A 16057-nucleotide genomic window follows, 5' to 3' on the forward strand; every position below is an offset into this window, starting at 1 on the left:
ATCGAAGGATGTGGGTGCTGCAGCGCACACATCCTTCGATTCGACACACATTCTCCGGTCAGTCGACGGCGTGCTGCCTCCAATCTTCGACGACGCCCGCACGATCGACGACTACGCGGCTGCGCTGCCGACCGCCCTACGTGCATCGGTCACGGCGAGGTCGGCGTTGATCATCGCGCCGGAACGCTAGTCGGGGAAGCCGTCGAGCACCGCGCGGCTGCCGGACAGTCCGAGCCTGCTCGCTCCGGCCTCGATGAGTTCTGCCGCGAAGTCGGCGGTGCGGATGCCACCGCTGGCCTTCACCCCGACAGTCTGGCCGACGGTGTCACGCATGATGCGCACGGCCTCGATCGACGCGCCGCCCGCCGGATGGAAACCCGTCGACGTCTTGACGAATCCTGCGCCTGCCGCCACTGCGCGACGACACACTTCGGCGAGAGTCTCGTGACCCGCAACGTCGAGGAGTACGGCAGATTCGACGATCACCTTGAGCACCGCGGCGTCGCCGATCGCCTCGTGCACGGTCAGCACGTCGACGAATACCTCTTCGAAGTTGCCCGCCAGCGCTGCTCCGACGTCGATGACCATATCGACCTCGTCAGCACCGGAGTCGACGGCCAGCCGCGCCTCCGCAGCTTTGACCAGCGAGTGGTGCTTCCCCGACGGAAAGCCCGCCACGACGCACGACTTCTGAGCGCCCGTCGCGATCGGCAACATCGACGGTGAGAGGCAGACGGCGTAGACGCCGAGGTCGGCGGCCTCGGCGATCGCCGCTTCGGCGTCGGCGCGCGTGGCTTCTGGTTTGAGGAGTGTGTGGTCGACGATCGCGGCGACGTCGGAGCGCGTCAGGTCGGTGTTGGTCACATAGGCGAGCTTGGCACACTGAGTGGTGTGACCCTCACAGACGCCTCCAGCCCAGACGCCTCGAGCCGACGGTATGTGCTGACCCTCGGATGTCCGGACCGGACCGGTATCGTCGCGCGGATCTCGACGTTCCTCGCCGACGTCGGCGGTTGGATCACCGAGGCCGCCTATCACTCCGACCCCGACACCGGCTGGTTCTTCACACGCCAGGCCGTCCGCGCCGACTCGGTCTCGGCAGACGTCGACGATCTTCGCGAGCGGTTCGCCGCGGCCATCGCCGATTTCGGACCGGACACCGTCTGGCGACTCACCGACAGCGGGGTGCAGAAGTCGGTGGTGCTGCTCGTCAGCAAGGAGGGGCACTGCCTCACCGATCTGCTCGGTCGCGCCGACCGCGGCGAACTACCCGCCCGCGTCAAGGCCGTCGTCGGCAATCATCGTGACCTCGAGGGACTCACGACGCGGTTCGGCGTGCCGTTCCACTACGTGCCCTTTCCCGCGGGCGACAAGCAGGGTGCCTTCGAGAAGGTGGCATCGATCGTCGACGACCTCGACCCCGATGCCGTCGTCCTGGCCCGTTTCATGCAGATCGTGCCGCCGCAGCTGTGCGATCGGTGGGCCGGCAAGGCCATCAACATCCACCACAGCTTCCTGCCGAGCTTCGTCGGAGCGCGCCCCTACCATCAGGCCTTCGCCCGCGGCGTGAAACTCATCGGCGCGACGTGCCACTACGTCACCGCCGACCTCGACGCCGGGCCGATCATCGAGCAGGACGTCACCCGTATCGATCACGGCGACTCGGTGAACGACATGGTGCGTCAGGGCCGCGACATCGAAACGCTCGTGCTGTCACGCGGACTCCGCTGGCATCTCGAGGATCGCGTGCTGGTTCACGGACGAAAGACCGTGGTGTTCAACTAGTTTCGCGCACAGTCGGCGGGATAGAGCGCCCGGTCGACGGTCAGAAGTCGAAGCCGCCGAAGTCGAAGCCCCCGTCACCGCCACCGTCGAAACCGCTGCCGCCGTCGAAACCATCGCCGCCACCGAAGTCGTCGCCGCCGTCACCACCGAAGTCGTCGCCGCCTCCGTCGATGCCTGCCATGTCGGAGCCGTCGCCCGCGCCGTTCTCGAATGCGGCTGCGTCGTAAGGCACTCCGTGCATGCCCGAGAACAACGTCGAGAAGAGCAGCATGGAGCCGACGCCCCATGCACCTGCGACCAGTGCGGGCTTCCACCACGGTTCGGAGTACCACCCGGCGGGTACAGGGCGTCCGGCAACCCGGCCGCCCGGATAGTAGTTCGGGGTCCGCGACGACGGAGCGGGCGACGCCTCGACCTGGCGTCCGTCGAACTCGACGGTGCGGTCCTCGGTGACGGCGCCCGCGCTGCGCTGACCGTCGAGCTCAGGGATTGCCGGGCCGGGGTCCATGTTCATCGCGGTGCGCGCCGCACGGATGTAGTAGAGGCCTTCGATCGCGGTCTGCTTCGCGAGGCGGGCCTGTGCGGGTGAGTTGGCCTGATCGATCTGCGAGCCCGCCGCCGTGTAGCGCTCCCCGGCATCGGCGAGTGCCTGCTTCGACGCAGGTGAGTCGCCGACCAGCATGTACACCTGGCCGCCGAGACGTTCGATGACCTGTCGGGCGTCGGCCTTGGCGTCGTCGAGGCTGCGGGCCTTGCTCGCGCCCGAACGCTGCTGCGACACCACCACCACCCCAACCACGAGGACGACGACGATGATGATCAAGAGCAGCGCGGTCATGTTCTCCTCCAACACGGGGGCGGGTGGGTGTCGCGGCGAAAAATCGGACATCCCCCTTCGAGGGTACCGATGCCGCACGAGTCCGGCCTGCGACGACGTTGTGGAACTACCCCTGCGGCCAGGGATTGGTCCCAGATCGGTCGGGCGAGGTCAGAGGACGTTGCAGCCATTCGTGTTGTCGTTGGCACCCGTGGCGGAGTTGGTCAGCGTGAGGTTGTCGCCGTCGACGGCAAAGTCGACGCCGTCGTTGGTCACCTTGAGGTTCTTGACGTTCACCTGATCGAAGAACGGGCCGAACATCGTCTTGGACACGCCGTCGACGATCTGCTGGGCATAGTCGGAAGGGATGCCGAAGACGAAGGCGTTGGCCTTGACGACCTCGAACTTGATGTGACCGTTCTCGGTCGTGGGTTTGATCGTCGCGCTCACCGGGATCGGGATGAATCCCAGGTTGAACGACGTACTGACGTCGACGGTACCGTCTGCCTCGTTACCCGTGATGGACTCGATGTTCGCGCCGGAGACGATCCCACCGGCACCACTCTGATCGGTTCCGGTGCCACTCCCGCCGGTACCGGTACCGCCTGTACCGCCTGTGCCCGTGCCGCTGCCGCCCGTCTCCTGCTTACCGAGTTCGACGACGCGAGAGAACGGGACGTAGCCGCTGCCGTCGAGCGAGCCGACGGTGGTCTTGTCACTCTCGGCGTCGATCCGGTCGGCACGGATGTGCAACCGGGTCGCGCCAGAATCGTTCGCGGTGTCGACCTGCACCCAGGGGATCTCACTTCCCGTGGCCTGCAGCAGCATGGGCTTCTTACTGAGCGAGACGGTCGTAGGCACCCCGGTGAGGCTGCTGAACTGCTGCTCGAGACAGTCCGTCACCCGCTTACGCAGGATCAGCTCCGACGCCACCGCGCCGATGACGAGTACCAGGACCAGCGCAGCCGCAGTGATGCCGATGATCTTGGCGGTGCGACGCCGACGCACAGGTGAGGTGAGGACCGGCTCGCCCGCGGGATCGGCCGGATCGATGACAGTCGTCGCCGTACCCTGCTCGAATGACCGGGTTCCACCGTCGGTCGCCGAGTACGCCCGCGGCCCGGGCTCGGTCGGCGCCGCCGCGAACTGCTCGGTCGGGGCGTGATCGGCAGGAGCGTGATCGCTTGGCGCGTGATCGGTCGATGAGACCCCAGCGTGCGACGACGACGAAGTCGAGTCGGCCACCGGCGCCCATTCGCTGTCGGGGGTTGCCGACGCGTCGGCGTCGCCTGGCCGCGCCTGGGGTTCTTTCTCGTTGTCGGTCATGGTCAGAGCACCTTCGGTCCGTGGTCGTCGATCCGTGGCGCACAAGCTCGGTGGTGAGTGCTTGGGCCGAGATCGGTCAGATGGATTTCCGGTTGGCGAGGACGGCGATGCGCGTCCGTGCCGTCTCCACCGCCGCTAGGTCGATGTCGTGAGCCCGGACACATTCTCCGGACCCGTACGCGGCGACCACCGTACCCAAGGGATCTGTGATTTGGCTGTGGCCTACACCGGTTGGTGTACTGCCCCGCGCAAGGTCCGGATCCTCGGGTTCTGCCTGCCCGACCGCAACCACGTAGCACGACGAATCGAGCGCCCTCGCCGTCGCGAGCACTTCCCATTGCGCGACCTTCCCCGGCCCCGCACCCCATGACGCAGGCACGGCAATGACCTGCGCGCCGCGATCGGCAAGGGTCGTGAACAGATCGGGGAAACGGATGTCGTAGCAGGTGGCGACGCCGACCGCGGTGCCCGCGACGTCGACGATCACCGGTTTGTCGCCTGCGGCAACGGTCCGGGACTCGAGAAACCCGAATGCGTCGTAGAGGTGGATCTTGTCGTACGACTCCCGGCGACCATCGGGATGCGCGATCAGCAGGGTGTTGAACACCCGGCCGTCGTCGGCGGGCGTGAACATGCCCGCGATGATCACGATCTGCCGGTCGACGGCGATCTGCGAGACCCGCGTGGCCCATGGCCCGTCGAGCGGTTCGGCGATCGGGCCCAGCGGAACCCCGAAGCGACACATGGTCGCCTCCGGGAACACGACGAGGTCGGCTCCGTCGCCTGCAGCCTGTGCCGCGGCGTCGGCAACGACGACGAGATTCGCGCTCGGATCATCGCTGGAGTTGATCTGTGCCATTGCGATGCGCATGTGGCAAGCGTAGTTGCCCGACCCGACCGTCGAGACGGTCTCGGCTACTCCGTCGGCGCAACGACGGACCACGGAACCGTCAATACATTGTCGACGCTGCGCCTGCGGACGGGCTCGACCGGAACACCCGCCTCGGACAACAGTCGCAGCGTTTCGCGCCACCGGGCACGCGGGCCGAACGCGGCGTGCGGAGCCGCGACGTCCCAGCACCGATCGGCGGCCACGAGCAGCTCGTGCACGGGCTCGCCGGGCACATTGCGGTGGATGAGCGCCTTGGGTAGCCGCTCGGCAACCTCCGACGGTCGGCTCGTGTACGCGGGAGCCCAGCTCAGGGTGAGGCTGCGGGGTCCGTCAGCGTCGAGCAACACCCACGTGCAGCGTCGACCGAGTTCGTCGCAGGTGCCCTCGACGATCACGCCGTTCGGTCCGAGCCGGTCCATCAGCCGACGCCATGCGGGCCAGACCTCGTCCTCGTCGTACTGCCGGAGCACGTTGAACGCACGGATGAGCTGCGGTCGCAGTCCCGCGAGTTCGAACCCACCGAGACCGAATCGCACACCGTCACGAGGTTCGACGACGCGCTCGGGATCGATCTCGAGTCCGACCATCTCCAGATCGGGCGCCACCGCTCGCAACCGCTGAGCCATCTCGACCGTGGTGTCGGGTCGGGCACCGTAACCGAGGTCGACGACGAGCGGTGCGTTCACCTCACCGAGCGCCGTGAGCACCGAGGCATCGGTTGCCATCCAACGGTCGACGCGGCGCAGACGGTTGATGTTCGTCGTGCCGCGAGTGATCCGGCCGGTCGGTTTGCCGGAGCCGCGCTTGTCGGAGCCACGCTTGTCGGGGCCGGCTCCGCGCTCAGGCAAGGCGCTAGAGGTTCTTCGTGATCCAGTCGGCGGCGTACTCGGCCTCGGCACGGAACAGGTCGACGAGGTTGACCAGCATCAACTGCTCGAGCTTGCCGTTGACGAACGGGATGTACACCTTGACCTCGGTGGTCTTGCGGATCGTGCAGCCCGTCTCCGTGGGAAACAGCTCCTGCCAGCCGTTGAGGCTGCCGGGACCCGCGGGAATCGACGCGTTGTAGTCGCCCTTGGTGTTGTCGGGGTCGAACGGACCGAACGACTCCTCGCGGGTGATGACCATGTCCTTCATCAGCACGGTCTGCGCCAGTGCCGGGAGCTGATCGCGTCCGATGGTCTGCTTGAGGACAACACTCATGCCGGTCTCGTCGGATCGGAAATCCTCGACCTCGCAGTGCGGCGAGATCATCTGGAACCCCGCCATCATGTCGTCCCAGTACTGCTTTGTGCTCTGCGCTTCGTAGAGCTTCTCCACGGGATGCGAGTAGCGCGCTGAGTAACTGAGCCGTCGTGCCATGGGTTTCAGGCTAACCGAGCAGGGTACGGCCATCAAAAACCGGCACCCGCGCCTACCCGCGCCGTAGCGCGTCCTCTCGCCACCAGCTCAGTGGTTGGACTGCTCCCAGGTGACGGTCTCGTCGTGCTCGGCGTCGAGCAGCTTGATCAGTTCGTCGATGACGGCCTTCTCGATCTTGCCGCCGACGAACGGGATCGAGACATTCGCGCTGCCGCTGTACTGCATCGACGCTGGATCGCCCGTCACCGACACCGTGGCCTCGACCGTCGCGGGCGCGCCGGTGACCGACGCGGTCATGGTCCCGCTGATGGTCTCACCGTTACGCGTGAACACGTTGCGACGCGGGATCTCCAGGTCGCCGGGGCGAACCTTGGTGATCATCGACGGCAGTTTGTCCTCGGGGATGCCCTGCTTCATCTCGACGGCCACGGTGTCGCCGTCGAGGGAGAACGACTCGAGCACGCCGTGACTCGAGTTGATGATCTGGAGCAGATCACGCCAATACTGCTCGTTGGTGATGATCTCCCAGTACCGCGCGGTGGAGAACGTGTAGGTCACGGTGTGATTCAGCGTGCTCGCCATGGGTGAGGACATTACCCGAGCGAGCGCGCACCATCGGTCCCGACAGCGCGCGCTCGGTTACCGTTACACCGTGATCGACAACCCCTCCGCCCTGCAATCCGCGCCGCTCGCCGATCTGACCACTCTGCGGGTCGGCGGACCGGCACACGCGATCGTGCACTGCCCGGACACCCGCAGCGTCGTCGAGGAGATCACCGCACTCGACGCCGAGTCGGAACGGGTCCTCGTCATCGGCGGAGGATCGAATCTGTTGATCTCCGACGATGGGTTCGATGGCACCGCCGTCGTGATCGAGAGCGGACACATCAACTTCGGCACCGGCCGCGAATCGGGTCGCGCGCACGTGACCGCCGACGCCGGGGTGGCGTGGGACTCGCTCGTCGCAGCAACGATCGATGCGGGATTCGGTGGGCTGGAATGCCTTTCGGGAATCCCGGGCGCCGCAGGCGCCACGCCGGTGCAGAACGTCGGCGCATACGGGGTCGAGGTCGCTGACATCTTGCGCAGCGTGCAGGTACTCGACAGGCGAGCACGAACGCTGCGCTGGGTGTCCCCCGGCGAACTCGGACTGGGCTATCGGACGAGCAACCTGAAGTACCGCGACGATTTCGTCGTCGTCGCAGTCTCGTTCTGGCTCAACGACGATCGCCTCAGTCAGCCTCTGCGATACCGCGACCTCGCCGACCGACTCGACGTCGCACGCGATTCACGTGTCGACGCCTCTCGCGTCCGCGAGACGGTACTGGGGCTGCGCCGCAGCAAGGGCATGGTGCTCGACGCCGACGACCACGACACCTGGAGTGCCGGTTCGTTTTTCACCAATCCGATCATCGGGTCCGGCGACGCACCCGCAGTCATGGAACGCATCCGCGACCGCGTCGGCGCCGACATCTCCATGCCCGCGTTCCCCGTCGCCGACGGCGTCAAACTCTCGGCGGGCTGGCTCATCGAACGGGCGGGATACGCCAAGGGCTATCCCGGCCCTGCCTCACCCGCACGACTGTCGACCAAACACACACTGGCAGTGACCAATCGGGGCGGGGCGACCGCCGACGAACTCCTCGACCTCGCACGCGACGTACGCACCGGCGTGTACGAGGCGTTCGGCGTCACGCTGCACCCCGAGCCGGTGCTGGTGAACTGCTCACTCTGACCGACTATCGCGGCCGACTGGATCGTGTACGCCGTGTGCACCCGGCCGCGCCACCACGAGACTGGCGAGTTCGTGGCCGGAGATTGAGCGCGGCGGCGGTCGCCCTGAGCCTCCCGTTGGTCAGCGCGCCTCAGAACTGAGCGGCCTGCACCTGGGTGCGCGACACCTCGCCGACGACGTCGTCGAGCAGCTCGTTGACGCGCTGCGCGGCCTCGATCGTCGACATGTGCCCGACGCCGTCGAAGATGATTTCGTCACGCAGAGAACCGTTGCGGCGCAGGATGTCTGCCATCTCGTCGGCGTGTCGGCGAGGGGTGAGCCGATCGTCGGTGCCCACGATCACGGTCGTCGGAACGCTCAGCGCATCGAGTCCGGCCGCGACGTCGAGGCGGCCCATCGCCGCACCCCACCGACCGCGCGCACGAGGCGAACACGCCATGATCATCGTGTCGACGAACTCCACATGCGACGCGCGTGCCTCTGAGCCGAGCGCCACGTATTGGGATATGCGAGAAGTGAACTGGCCGTGCGGCAATGGTGTCGACGCACTGGTGACGATTCGACTGACCGCGGGCACGAACGGCCTGCTGTAACGCGGCAACCCCTCGGGGATGAGCATGTGGTTCTGCACAACGCCGCGCGCCGCCGTGGACGCGAGCACCACCGCCGACACCGTCGTCGACACCTTCTCGGGGTGCTGCTTGGCCCACGACATGATGGTCATGCCACCCATGCTGTGGCCGATGAGAATCGCCTTGCGACCGGGCGGGACAACGGCGCCGAGCACGGCGTCGAGGTCGTGGCCGAGGGTGTCGACAGTCGGCCTGCGTCGTCCGAGCTCGCTGAGCCCGTGCCCGCGCTGGTCGTAGGCGACGACGGTACGCTCACCCGCGAAGTGGTTGATCTGCGGATTCCAGTAGTGGGCGTTGCAGGTCCACCCGTGTACCGCGACGATCACGTCACCGGTGTCGGCGGCTGCAGGATCGGGACCGTACAACTCGACGTTCAGCTTGGTCCCGTCGATGCTCGCCACGCTGCGCTGCACGCGAGGTGCCGTCGGGTCGGCCAGCAGGTCATCGGGTCCATCGTCGACGGCCGGAGCCGACGACATCACCCCGCGCGCGATCCCCGCGAGGTTGGTGCCCGCACCGACCGCCACCGAACCGAGCCCGAGCGCCGCGGCGCCGAGCGCCCAGTTCCGAGTCTTCATACGTCTCCACTCCACCCCGTGTGGTGCTCTCTACTCGCGAATGACATCTTCTGATGTAACACTACCCGTTGTCAGATTCGACGGCGATGCCTCATAGGTCGACTCCTCGGCGACCGCCTCCCCACCCGCGGCTGCCTCCCCGTCCGCAACCGCGTCCCCGCCCGCGGTTGCGTCTGGTCCGCCTGATGCGGCGTCGAAGTAGGTCGACGCCTCGCCGATGGCCTTCGAGATCTCGTCGTCGAGGGCTTTGCGAAATGTGGTCTCGACGATGTCGTGAGCCATCGGTCGGACCGTCTGGATGAGTTCGGCCATCTTGCTGACATTGGCCTCACCGAGTTCTGGCAGCTTCTCGTCGAAGTACTTGTCGGTGATGATCGAGACGAAACTGCGCGCCGCGTCTTCGAGGTCGTCCTGCACTCTAACGAACCGATCGAGCAGGACGTCGATGTCGACACCGCTCTTGACCAGCACCTCGGCACCCTCGAGAACCTCGGGGTTCTTGATCGCGTAGTGGGCGCCGTCCTTGACGAGCAGGCCGAGTTTCTGGCCGAGCGCGATCGATTTGTCCGAGGCATTGAGCGTCTTGCGCAGTTCGGTGATCGTGATCGTCGCGGCGCGTTTGAAGTTCCGGAAGCGGCCGCCCTTGGGTTCGCCGCGCAGCACGTGCTCGACCTTCATCCCGTAGTGGGCGGCGTGCAGCAGTTCGCTGATCGTCGCGAAGGTGTAGCCACGCTCGAGCATGCGGGAGATCAGGTTGAGACGGACCAGATGCTCTTCGGAGTACCAGCCGGTGCGGCCGCGGATCGTCGGAGGCGGGAGCAATCCGCGGTCCTGATAGACGCGGATGTTGCGAACACTGACTCCCGACGCGTCCGCGAGCTCGTTGATCCGATACTCAGCCATGAATCAGAGTGTATTCGCCACCCATCGGGGATCCCGCCACTCCCTGCGGCGGATCGACTCGCCGGGTTTCAGCAGCACCCGACCCACAAAACTAGCGCCCGACCTTACGGAACCAGGACTTCCCCTGAATCGAGTCGACGCGGGGCCGCACGTCGACGATGTACACCAGAACCGCGACGACGCCGATCAGATAGAACAGCGAGGGCGCCTGGAAGAACCAGATGAACACCGTCGACGCGGCGAGGATCGCGACCCAGATGACCTTCGTCTGCTTATCGACGGCCCGGAAGGCGTCGGAGCGTTGGATCGACGCGTGGATCAGCGACACGATCGCCGCAACACCGGCGACGATGGTCAGCACCCACAGGATCAGGTTTTGGCCCGCAGCCATGAAGCTCACAAAGTTCACGAATCACACTCTAGTCGTGGTTGCCCGCGGTCGGGTCGGCGTCGTTCTCGCAGTTCTCGCGCTGGAACGACTCGTAGATCTCCAGCAGCATCTGCTTCTGCCGTTCGCTGATCGACGTGTCGATCAGCAGCGCGTCACGCACGGGACTCGCCGGGCGCTCCTCGAGGATGCCCGCTCGCACGTAGAGCACCTCGGCGGACACCCGCAGCCCCTTTGCGATCTGGGCCAAAACGTCGGCCGACGGTTTACGCAGCCCTCGCTCGATCTGGCTCAGGTACGGGTTCGACACGCCGGCGCGGTCGGCGAGCTGACGAAGCGAGACCTCGGCAGCCACACGCTGCGAGCGGATGAAGGAGCCGATGTCCTGCGCGGCCGTGGCCACCACGTCCTGCGCGGCATTGGCGACCGTCTCCACCGGGTTGCTCGACCCCTCGTCGCCTGTCGCCTCGTCAACCGTCGCCTCGACGATCTCGCGCGCGTCGTCGGACCCGGTGTTCGCGTCGTCGTCCGACGGGATTGGTTTGCTCTGCACTGCTTCTCACTCCCGATACTCGCTGCCCCATGCCAGTATCGGGGTGCGTGCTAGCTCGTGCAAGCAGTGACGTCAGCCGAAGATCAGCACCGACACCGTGTAGATCGCGAGCCCGGCCAACGAACCGACCACGGTTCCGTTGATCCTGATGAACTGCAGATCGCGCCCCACCTGCAGTTCGATCTTCCGGCTGGTGTCGTCGGCATCCCAGCTGCGCACGGTTTCGGTGATCACGGAGATGATCTCGCGGGAGTAGTTCGTCGCGACGTGGTTAGCCACCCGCGCGACCCAGCCGTTCATCTTCTCCTGCAGCGGACGGTCGTCGCGGATACGCGTTCCGAGTCGGATGACGGCGTCGGTCAGGGTGTTGCGCAGCGTGCTGTTGGGATCTTCGAGCATCTGCTCGATGACGGCCTTGCCGGTGTTCCATGCGGTCGACGCCGCGTCAGCGACCTCGGCACTCCCGACGAGGTCGTGCTTGATGCCCTCGAAGCGCTCGATCATCGCGGGATCGTGCTGGAGGTCGTGGGAGAACTGCTCGACGAACTGGTGCATCGACCGCCGCATCTCGTGCTCGGGGTCGGTCTTGACCTTGTAGGTGAAGTCGACGAGTTCGCGATAGATCTTGTCGCCGACGAGGTTGGTCACGAATTTCGGCTTCCACGACGGCCCCACATCCTGATCGACGACTCGCTCGATGAGGTCCTGGCTGCCGACCGCCCAGTCGTAGGCACGGTCACACAGCAATTGGAAGACCGGGTCGAGCCGGTCCTCGTCGACGAGCTGCTCGAGGATGCGGCCGATCGGCGGCGCCCACTCGGGTTCGGCCGCCCACTTCAGCACGGCCTGGATGAACTGCTCGATGTCTTCGTCGCCGAGCATCTCCGAGGCCAACTTGATCGCGCGGGCGGCCTCATCGGAGATGCGCGGAGCGTTCGCGGGGTCGGCCAGCCACGTCGACACCCGACGGGGCATGTCGAGTTGTTCAGCACGTTCGACGACCACGGCCGGCGTCATGAAGTTCTCTTCGATGAACTCGCCGAGCTGATCTCCGATCTCGTCCTTCTTCTTCCGGATCAGAGCCGTGTGCGGCACCGGGATGCCCAGCGGATGCTTGAACAAGGCGGTCACAGCGAACCAGTCGGCGAGCCCGCCGACCATTCCCGCTTCCGACGCCGCGCGCACGTACCCCACCCACGCCGCCACGTTGGCACCGTCGTGATGCTCGAGGTAGCGCATGCAGAGGTAGACGATCGCAGCCACCACGAGGAAGCCGGTCGAGACCACTTTCATCTTGCGGAGGTCACGGCGCCGGCGCTGGTCACCCGGTCCGTCGGCGGCGCCGAATCCCGGCGACGACCCCTTCGCCCGCGCGGGCGTCTGCCCCGGTTGGCCGGAAACGTCCGGAATCACTGTCGACACTCAATAAGTTCTACCCTCTGCCGGGGATTAGGCTGGCCGGGTGATACCCAACCGCCCAAGCCCTGCGGCCGCGGCACGTACTGCGCTTTCGGCTGCTGCACACGTGACGCGCGGGGTCGAACAGGCGCTGCTCGGCGCGGTCACCGACGACACGGTCAAACCCGACGGGCGCAGGCAGCGGTGGGAGAAGCACAAACAGGATCGTCGGAGTGAGTTGACCGATGGCACGATCGACGCCGTGCGCGCGCTCGGAGCCGACGCCGGGATGGACGAGATCGCCACACACATCGGTGTCTCGAAGACCGTCCTCTACCGGTACTTCAGCGACAAGAACGACCTCGGAACCGCAGTGACCGTGCGCTTCTTCGAGACAACGCTGCTCCCCAGGTTGGCCGAGGCCATCTCCGACGACGCCGACGAGTACACGCTGACCAGAACGGTGATCGGCGTGTATGTGCGGGCAGTGGCCGACGACCCGGCGCTGTACCGGTTCGCACTGACCAACTCACCGACGTCATCGGTCGGGACTGTCGAATCGGAGCGACTCGTCGCCCAGTTGCTGACGGCGGCGATCGTCCTGCGGATGGAAGAGCGCTCCGCAGACACCTCCGGGGCCAAGGTGTGGTCCCACGTACTCGTGGGCGGCATCCAGCGCGCTGTCGACTGGTGGATGACCGACCGCGACGTCTCCGTCGACGAGCTGATCGACTACCTGACGATGATGGTGTGGAGTTCGGTCATCGGGATCGCCGGGGTCGACGGGTCCCGCGAGCAGTTCATCTCCGACCCTCCCCCGCTGACACAACCGACGAGACCGGAGGAGGCTCACGTCGATGGGTGAGAACGACAAGAACGCGGGATGGACGCGACCCGCGACCGAGGCACTGCGGGCCACGACACTCGGGCCGATCGCCGAGTTCGACGCCGGGTCCACCCCCGGCTTCGAGGGCGATCACGGGTACGGCACCCAGTTGCTCGCCGAACGCGGCGAGGTGCTCGCCGATCTACAGGAGTTGTTGTACGCCAACGGCCGATCCGGTGATCACCGCTCGGTGCTACTCGTGCTGCAGGGTATGGACACTGCGGGCAAGGGCGGGATCGTCCGACACGTCGGCGGTCTCGTCGATCCACAGGGCTTGTCGATCAAGGGTTTCGGTAAGCCCACACCAGAAGAGCTCGAGCACGATTTCCTGTGGCGCATCCGCAAGGCCGTGCCTCCCGCTGGGCATATCGGCATCTTCGATCGTTCGCACTACGAGGACGTACTTCCCGTGCGGGTACACAATCTCGTGCCGCAATCCGAATGGGAAGGACGCTACGAGACCATCAACGAGTTCGAGGATGATCTCGTCCAGACCGGAACGACCATCGTGAAGTGTGCACTGGTCGTCTCCAAAGGCGAACAGCGTAAACGCCTTGCCGAGCGACTCGACCGACCGGACAAGTACTGGAAGTTCAATCCGGACGACATCGACGAGCGACCGTTCTGGAACGACTATCTCGACGCCTACCAGGCGATCTTCGATCGCTGCGACTCCGACACGGCGCCCTGGTATCTCATTCCCGCGAACAAGAAGTGGTTTTCGCGCCTCGCGGTGTGTGAACTACTGATCTCCGCACTCGAAAGACTCGACCTCGAGTGGCCAAAGGCCGACTTCGACATCGACGCCCAGAAGAAGAGGCTCGCGGCCTCCGACTGAGTTCGCGGTGGGCAGCCGATCAGGTCGACGGGTCGCGGCGTCGGAGCACCGTGTGCGCCACGAGTCCGACGACGAGCGCCCAGAACGCTCCCCCGATGCCCCAGAACGAGATCCCCGCAGCAGCGGTGACGAACGTGAGCGCGGCGGGAATTCGGTACTCCTCCTGCGCCAGCGCACCGACGAGCGCCGAGGCGAAGGTACCGAGCAATGCCAGTCCCGCAACCGTTTCGAGCAGACCGTGCGGCGCGATCGCCGTGATCGTGACCAACACGCCCGACAGCGCAGCGAGGATGAGATACGACACGCCCGCGGAGACTCCCGCGATCCACCGTCGGGAACGATCCGGTCCGGCCTCATCGCCCGCGGCGAGCGCTGCCGACAACGCGGCCAGATTGATCGCGTGACCACCGAACGGCGCGCCGACGACCGTGCCCGTGCCCGTGACGAACATCGAAGCCCGCCAAGGGGTTTGGTAGCCGAACGACTTCAAGACCGCGACGCCCGGCACATTCTGCGAGGCCATCGTGACCACGTAAAGCGGGATCGCGATGCCGACGACCGCCGAGGCGTCGAAATGCGGTGTGGTCCAGGCGATCTGCGGCCACCATTCGGTGTGGGCCGCGGAGTCGACGCCGCGCACCGCGAGGTAGATCCCGATCACGACGAGCGCGGTCATCAGAGCGAGCGGCAACGCCCAGCGCGACAACCAGCGAGTGGCACATAGCCACACCACGAGAATCGGAATGGTCAGCAACGGTTGCACCGCAAGGGATTTGATCGGCGCAAGACACAGCGTCAGCAGCACGCCTGCGAGCATCGCCTGTGCGACAGGCGTCGGAATTCTTGCTATGAGATCACCGAGCGCGGGGATCAATCCTGTGGCGACGACGAGAACTCCGACGACGAGAAACGCGCCGACAGCGGCCGGCCAGCCCGCGTGGTAACTCGCACCCATCGCCGCGAGCAGGGCCGCGCCGGGCGTCGACCATGCCAGAGTGATCGGCATCCGATAGCGCAGGCACAGCACGATGATGCCGAGCGCGAATGTCGCCGTGAGCGCCAACAGACCCGACGCCGCCTGTGTCGACGACGCCCCGACGGCGCGAAGCCCGGACACGACGACCACAAACGACGAGGTGAAACCGACGAGCGCGGTGACGACGCCCGCGACGATCGGCTCGGTGTTCGACGCCTGCTGCTGTGCGGTCACGACGCCAGCATAGCGGTATCGTTCTGTAAACAGAACACTCGGTGCGACACCGCACCGCGACCGACCAATGACGCGGAAAGGCAGGCACGTGGTCGAGGGAGTTGTGAGCGACTCGGAGCGTGACGATCGGCGAAGAGACGTCGGTGAGCGGATCTCGGCGCTACGGACCGAACGCGGACTCAGCCTGTCCGCGCTGGCCCGCGCCGCCGGGATCGGCAAGGGTTCGCTGTCCGAACTCGAAGCGGGACAACGCAACCCGACCCTCGACACGCTCTACGCCGTGGCGGGCCCCCTCGGCGTGCCACTGACGGCCCTCCTCGGCGAGGCGTCGGGAACCGAGGGCGACGGCACGCACCTCACCGCACGGCTGCTCCACGTCGAACATCACGACGACGGTTCGACGACGGAGGTCTTCTGGCTCCACGTCTCTTCCGGAGGGGTACGACGCTCCCCGTCGCACGGCGCCGGCGTCGTCGAACATGTCCGAGTGGTCCGCGGAAACCTCGTCGCCGGGCCCGAGGGCGACGAAAGGGCCGCGGCCGCAGGCGAATCCCTGCAATGGATCAGCGACCGACCGCACACCTACCGCACCGACGACGACGTCCTCGCCGTACTCACCATCGACTCACCTGCCTAGCTTCGGTCGTCGGCGCGACCCCGTTGCGTTCGCGCGAACCCAACCCAGGTCGCGGGAACGGAACGACGTCGCGAAAAATCGAGGGAACCGCGCACGGGTCCGCTGCGTCAAAAGACG

Annotated in this window: 19 protein-coding genes; 6 read left to right on the forward strand and 13 right to left on the reverse strand. The window is 66.1% G+C overall.

Annotated elements, in window-relative coordinates; genetic code table 11:
* On the forward strand, positions 1-190 hold a 190-nt coding region (locus A5777_RS25475; protein WP_231895080.1), incomplete at its 5' end, for a hypothetical protein.
* Here A5777_RS25475 and deoC read toward each other — a convergent pair.
* The gene (gene deoC / locus A5777_RS15200; RefSeq protein ID WP_064863279.1) at positions 187-864 is read right to left on the reverse strand and encodes a deoxyribose-phosphate aldolase; all 678 of its coding nucleotides are present in this window, start codon (positions 862-864) and stop codon (positions 187-189) included. The genes A5777_RS25475 and deoC overlap by 4 nt on opposite strands.
* Before the next feature lie 27 nt (positions 865-891).
* Here deoC and purU point away from each other — a divergent pair, with 27 nt between their 5' ends.
* Positions 892-1785 carry a formyltetrahydrofolate deformylase gene (gene purU / locus A5777_RS15205; RefSeq protein ID WP_064863299.1) on the forward strand — a complete coding sequence of 298 codons (894 nt, stop codon included), beginning with the start codon at positions 892-894 and terminating at the stop codon, positions 1783-1785.
* A gap of 40 nt (positions 1786-1825) precedes the next feature.
* Here the strand turns inward: purU and A5777_RS15210 are convergent, their stop codons facing one another.
* The 6 genes from A5777_RS15210 to A5777_RS15235 form a co-directional block, all read right to left on the reverse strand.
* Positions 1826-2623 (reverse strand): hypothetical protein, encoded by a 798-nt coding sequence (locus A5777_RS15210; RefSeq protein ID WP_064863300.1) that lies wholly within the window; start codon positions 2621-2623, stop codon positions 1826-1828.
* A 150-nt stretch (positions 2624-2773) separates the two neighbouring features.
* Positions 2774-3928: an LmeA family phospholipid-binding protein gene (locus A5777_RS25060; protein ID WP_064863280.1), complete on the reverse strand. Its 1155-nt coding sequence runs from the start codon at positions 3926-3928 to the stop codon at positions 2774-2776.
* A 76-nt stretch (positions 3929-4004) separates the two neighbouring features.
* Complete coding sequence (locus A5777_RS15220; RefSeq protein ID WP_039857072.1) at positions 4005-4799, reverse strand: carbon-nitrogen hydrolase family protein; 795 nt, start codon at positions 4797-4799, stop codon at positions 4005-4007.
* A 44-nt stretch (positions 4800-4843) separates the two neighbouring features.
* The gene (locus A5777_RS15225; RefSeq protein ID WP_231895082.1) at positions 4844-5545 is read right to left on the reverse strand and encodes a class I SAM-dependent methyltransferase; all 702 of its coding nucleotides are present in this window, start codon (positions 5543-5545) and stop codon (positions 4844-4846) included.
* A 127-nt stretch (positions 5546-5672) separates the two neighbouring features.
* Positions 5673-6182 carry a DUF2505 domain-containing protein gene (locus A5777_RS15230; RefSeq protein ID WP_005209386.1) on the reverse strand — a complete coding sequence of 170 codons (510 nt, stop codon included), beginning with the start codon at positions 6180-6182 and terminating at the stop codon, positions 5673-5675.
* Between the two features lie 87 nt (positions 6183-6269).
* Positions 6270-6764 (reverse strand): DUF2505 domain-containing protein, encoded by a 495-nt coding sequence (locus A5777_RS15235; RefSeq protein WP_064863281.1) that lies wholly within the window; start codon positions 6762-6764, stop codon positions 6270-6272.
* Positions 6765-6834: 70 nt separating this feature from the next.
* On the opposite strand from A5777_RS15235, the gene A5777_RS15240 reads away from it, so the two are divergent.
* Complete coding sequence (locus tag A5777_RS15240; RefSeq protein ID WP_197501274.1) at positions 6835-7917, forward strand: UDP-N-acetylmuramate dehydrogenase; 1083 nt, start codon at positions 6835-6837, stop codon at positions 7915-7917.
* 130 nt (positions 7918-8047) lie between these two features.
* Here A5777_RS15240 and A5777_RS15245 read toward each other — a convergent pair whose 3' ends face one another.
* From A5777_RS15245 to A5777_RS15265, 5 genes are all read right to left on the reverse strand, one after another.
* The gene (locus A5777_RS15245; protein ID WP_064863282.1) at positions 8048-9127 is read right to left on the reverse strand and encodes an alpha/beta fold hydrolase; all 1080 of its coding nucleotides are present in this window, start codon (positions 9125-9127) and stop codon (positions 8048-8050) included.
* A 30-nt stretch (positions 9128-9157) separates the two neighbouring features.
* Positions 9158-10030 carry a MerR family transcriptional regulator gene (locus A5777_RS15250; protein WP_064863283.1) on the reverse strand — a complete coding sequence of 291 codons (873 nt, stop codon included), beginning with the start codon at positions 10028-10030 and terminating at the stop codon, positions 9158-9160.
* Between the two features lie 91 nt (positions 10031-10121).
* Positions 10122-10439 (reverse strand): DUF2516 family protein, encoded by a 318-nt coding sequence (locus A5777_RS15255; RefSeq protein ID WP_005209405.1) that lies wholly within the window; start codon positions 10437-10439, stop codon positions 10122-10124.
* Positions 10440-10449: 10 nt separating this feature from the next.
* The gene (locus A5777_RS15260; RefSeq protein ID WP_064863284.1) at positions 10450-10971 is read right to left on the reverse strand and encodes a helix-turn-helix domain-containing protein; all 522 of its coding nucleotides are present in this window, start codon (positions 10969-10971) and stop codon (positions 10450-10452) included.
* A 72-nt stretch (positions 10972-11043) separates the two neighbouring features.
* Positions 11044-12384, reverse strand: a complete 1341-nt coding sequence (locus A5777_RS15265; RefSeq protein WP_156527339.1) for a DUF445 domain-containing protein — start codon at positions 12382-12384, stop codon at positions 11044-11046.
* 112 nt (positions 12385-12496) lie between these two features.
* Between A5777_RS15265 and A5777_RS15270 the strand changes: the two genes are divergently transcribed.
* Both A5777_RS15270 and A5777_RS15275 read left to right on the forward strand, forming a co-directional pair.
* Positions 12497-13234 carry a TetR/AcrR family transcriptional regulator gene (locus A5777_RS15270; protein ID WP_040517800.1) on the forward strand — a complete coding sequence of 246 codons (738 nt, stop codon included), beginning with the start codon at positions 12497-12499 and terminating at the stop codon, positions 13232-13234.
* The gene (locus A5777_RS15275; protein WP_064863286.1) at positions 13227-14093 is read left to right on the forward strand and encodes a PPK2 family polyphosphate kinase; all 867 of its coding nucleotides are present in this window, start codon (positions 13227-13229) and stop codon (positions 14091-14093) included. The genes A5777_RS15270 and A5777_RS15275 overlap by 8 nt, the downstream gene beginning before the upstream one ends.
* 19 nt (positions 14094-14112) lie before the next feature.
* Here A5777_RS15275 and A5777_RS15280 read toward each other — a convergent pair whose 3' ends face one another.
* Positions 14113-15303: a benzoate/H(+) symporter BenE family transporter gene (locus A5777_RS15280; protein ID WP_064863287.1), complete on the reverse strand. Its 1191-nt coding sequence runs from the start codon at positions 15301-15303 to the stop codon at positions 14113-14115.
* Between the two features lie 67 nt (positions 15304-15370).
* Between A5777_RS15280 and A5777_RS15285 the strand changes: the two genes are divergently transcribed.
* Positions 15371-15940, forward strand: coding sequence for an XRE family transcriptional regulator (locus A5777_RS15285; protein WP_197501276.1), 570 nt, complete (start codon positions 15371-15373; stop codon positions 15938-15940).
* The last annotated feature ends 117 nt before the right edge of the window (positions 15941-16057 follow it).

The organism is Gordonia sp. 852002-10350_SCH5691597, assembly GCF_001665715.1.
In the GTDB taxonomy this organism is placed as follows: Bacteria; Actinomycetota; Actinomycetes; order Mycobacteriales; family Mycobacteriaceae; genus Gordonia; species Gordonia sputi.

Coding starts and splice junctions, on each gene's coding strand:
- A5777_RS15210 (WP_064863300.1), bottom strand. CDS start 2,623: ATGACCGCGCTGCTCTTGATCATCATCGTCGTCGTCCTCGTGGTTGGG.
- A5777_RS25060 (WP_064863280.1), bottom strand. CDS start 3,928: ATGACCGACAACGAGAAAGAACCCCAGGCGCGGCCAGGCGACGCCGAC.
- A5777_RS15220 (WP_039857072.1), bottom strand. CDS start 4,799: ATGCGCATCGCAATGGCACAGATCAACTCCAGCGATGATCCGAGCGCG.
- A5777_RS15225 (WP_231895082.1), bottom strand. CDS start 5,545: ATGGCAACCGATGCCTCGGTGCTCACGGCGCTCGGTGAGGTGAACGCA.
- A5777_RS15230 (WP_005209386.1), bottom strand. CDS start 6,182: ATGGCACGACGGCTCAGTTACTCAGCGCGCTACTCGCATCCCGTGGAG.
- A5777_RS15235 (WP_064863281.1), bottom strand. CDS start 6,764: ATGGCGAGCACGCTGAATCACACCGTGACCTACACGTTCTCCACCGCG.
- A5777_RS15245 (WP_064863282.1), bottom strand. CDS start 9,127: ATGAAGACTCGGAACTGGGCGCTCGGCGCCGCGGCGCTCGGGCTCGGT.
- A5777_RS15250 (WP_064863283.1), bottom strand. CDS start 10,030: ATGGCTGAGTATCGGATCAACGAGCTCGCGGACGCGTCGGGAGTCAGT.
- A5777_RS15275 (WP_064863286.1), top strand. CDS start 13,227: ATGGGTGAGAACGACAAGAACGCGGGATGGACGCGACCCGCGACCGAG.
- A5777_RS15285 (WP_197501276.1), top strand. CDS start 15,371: ATGACGCGGAAAGGCAGGCACGTGGTCGAGGGAGTTGTGAGCGACTCG.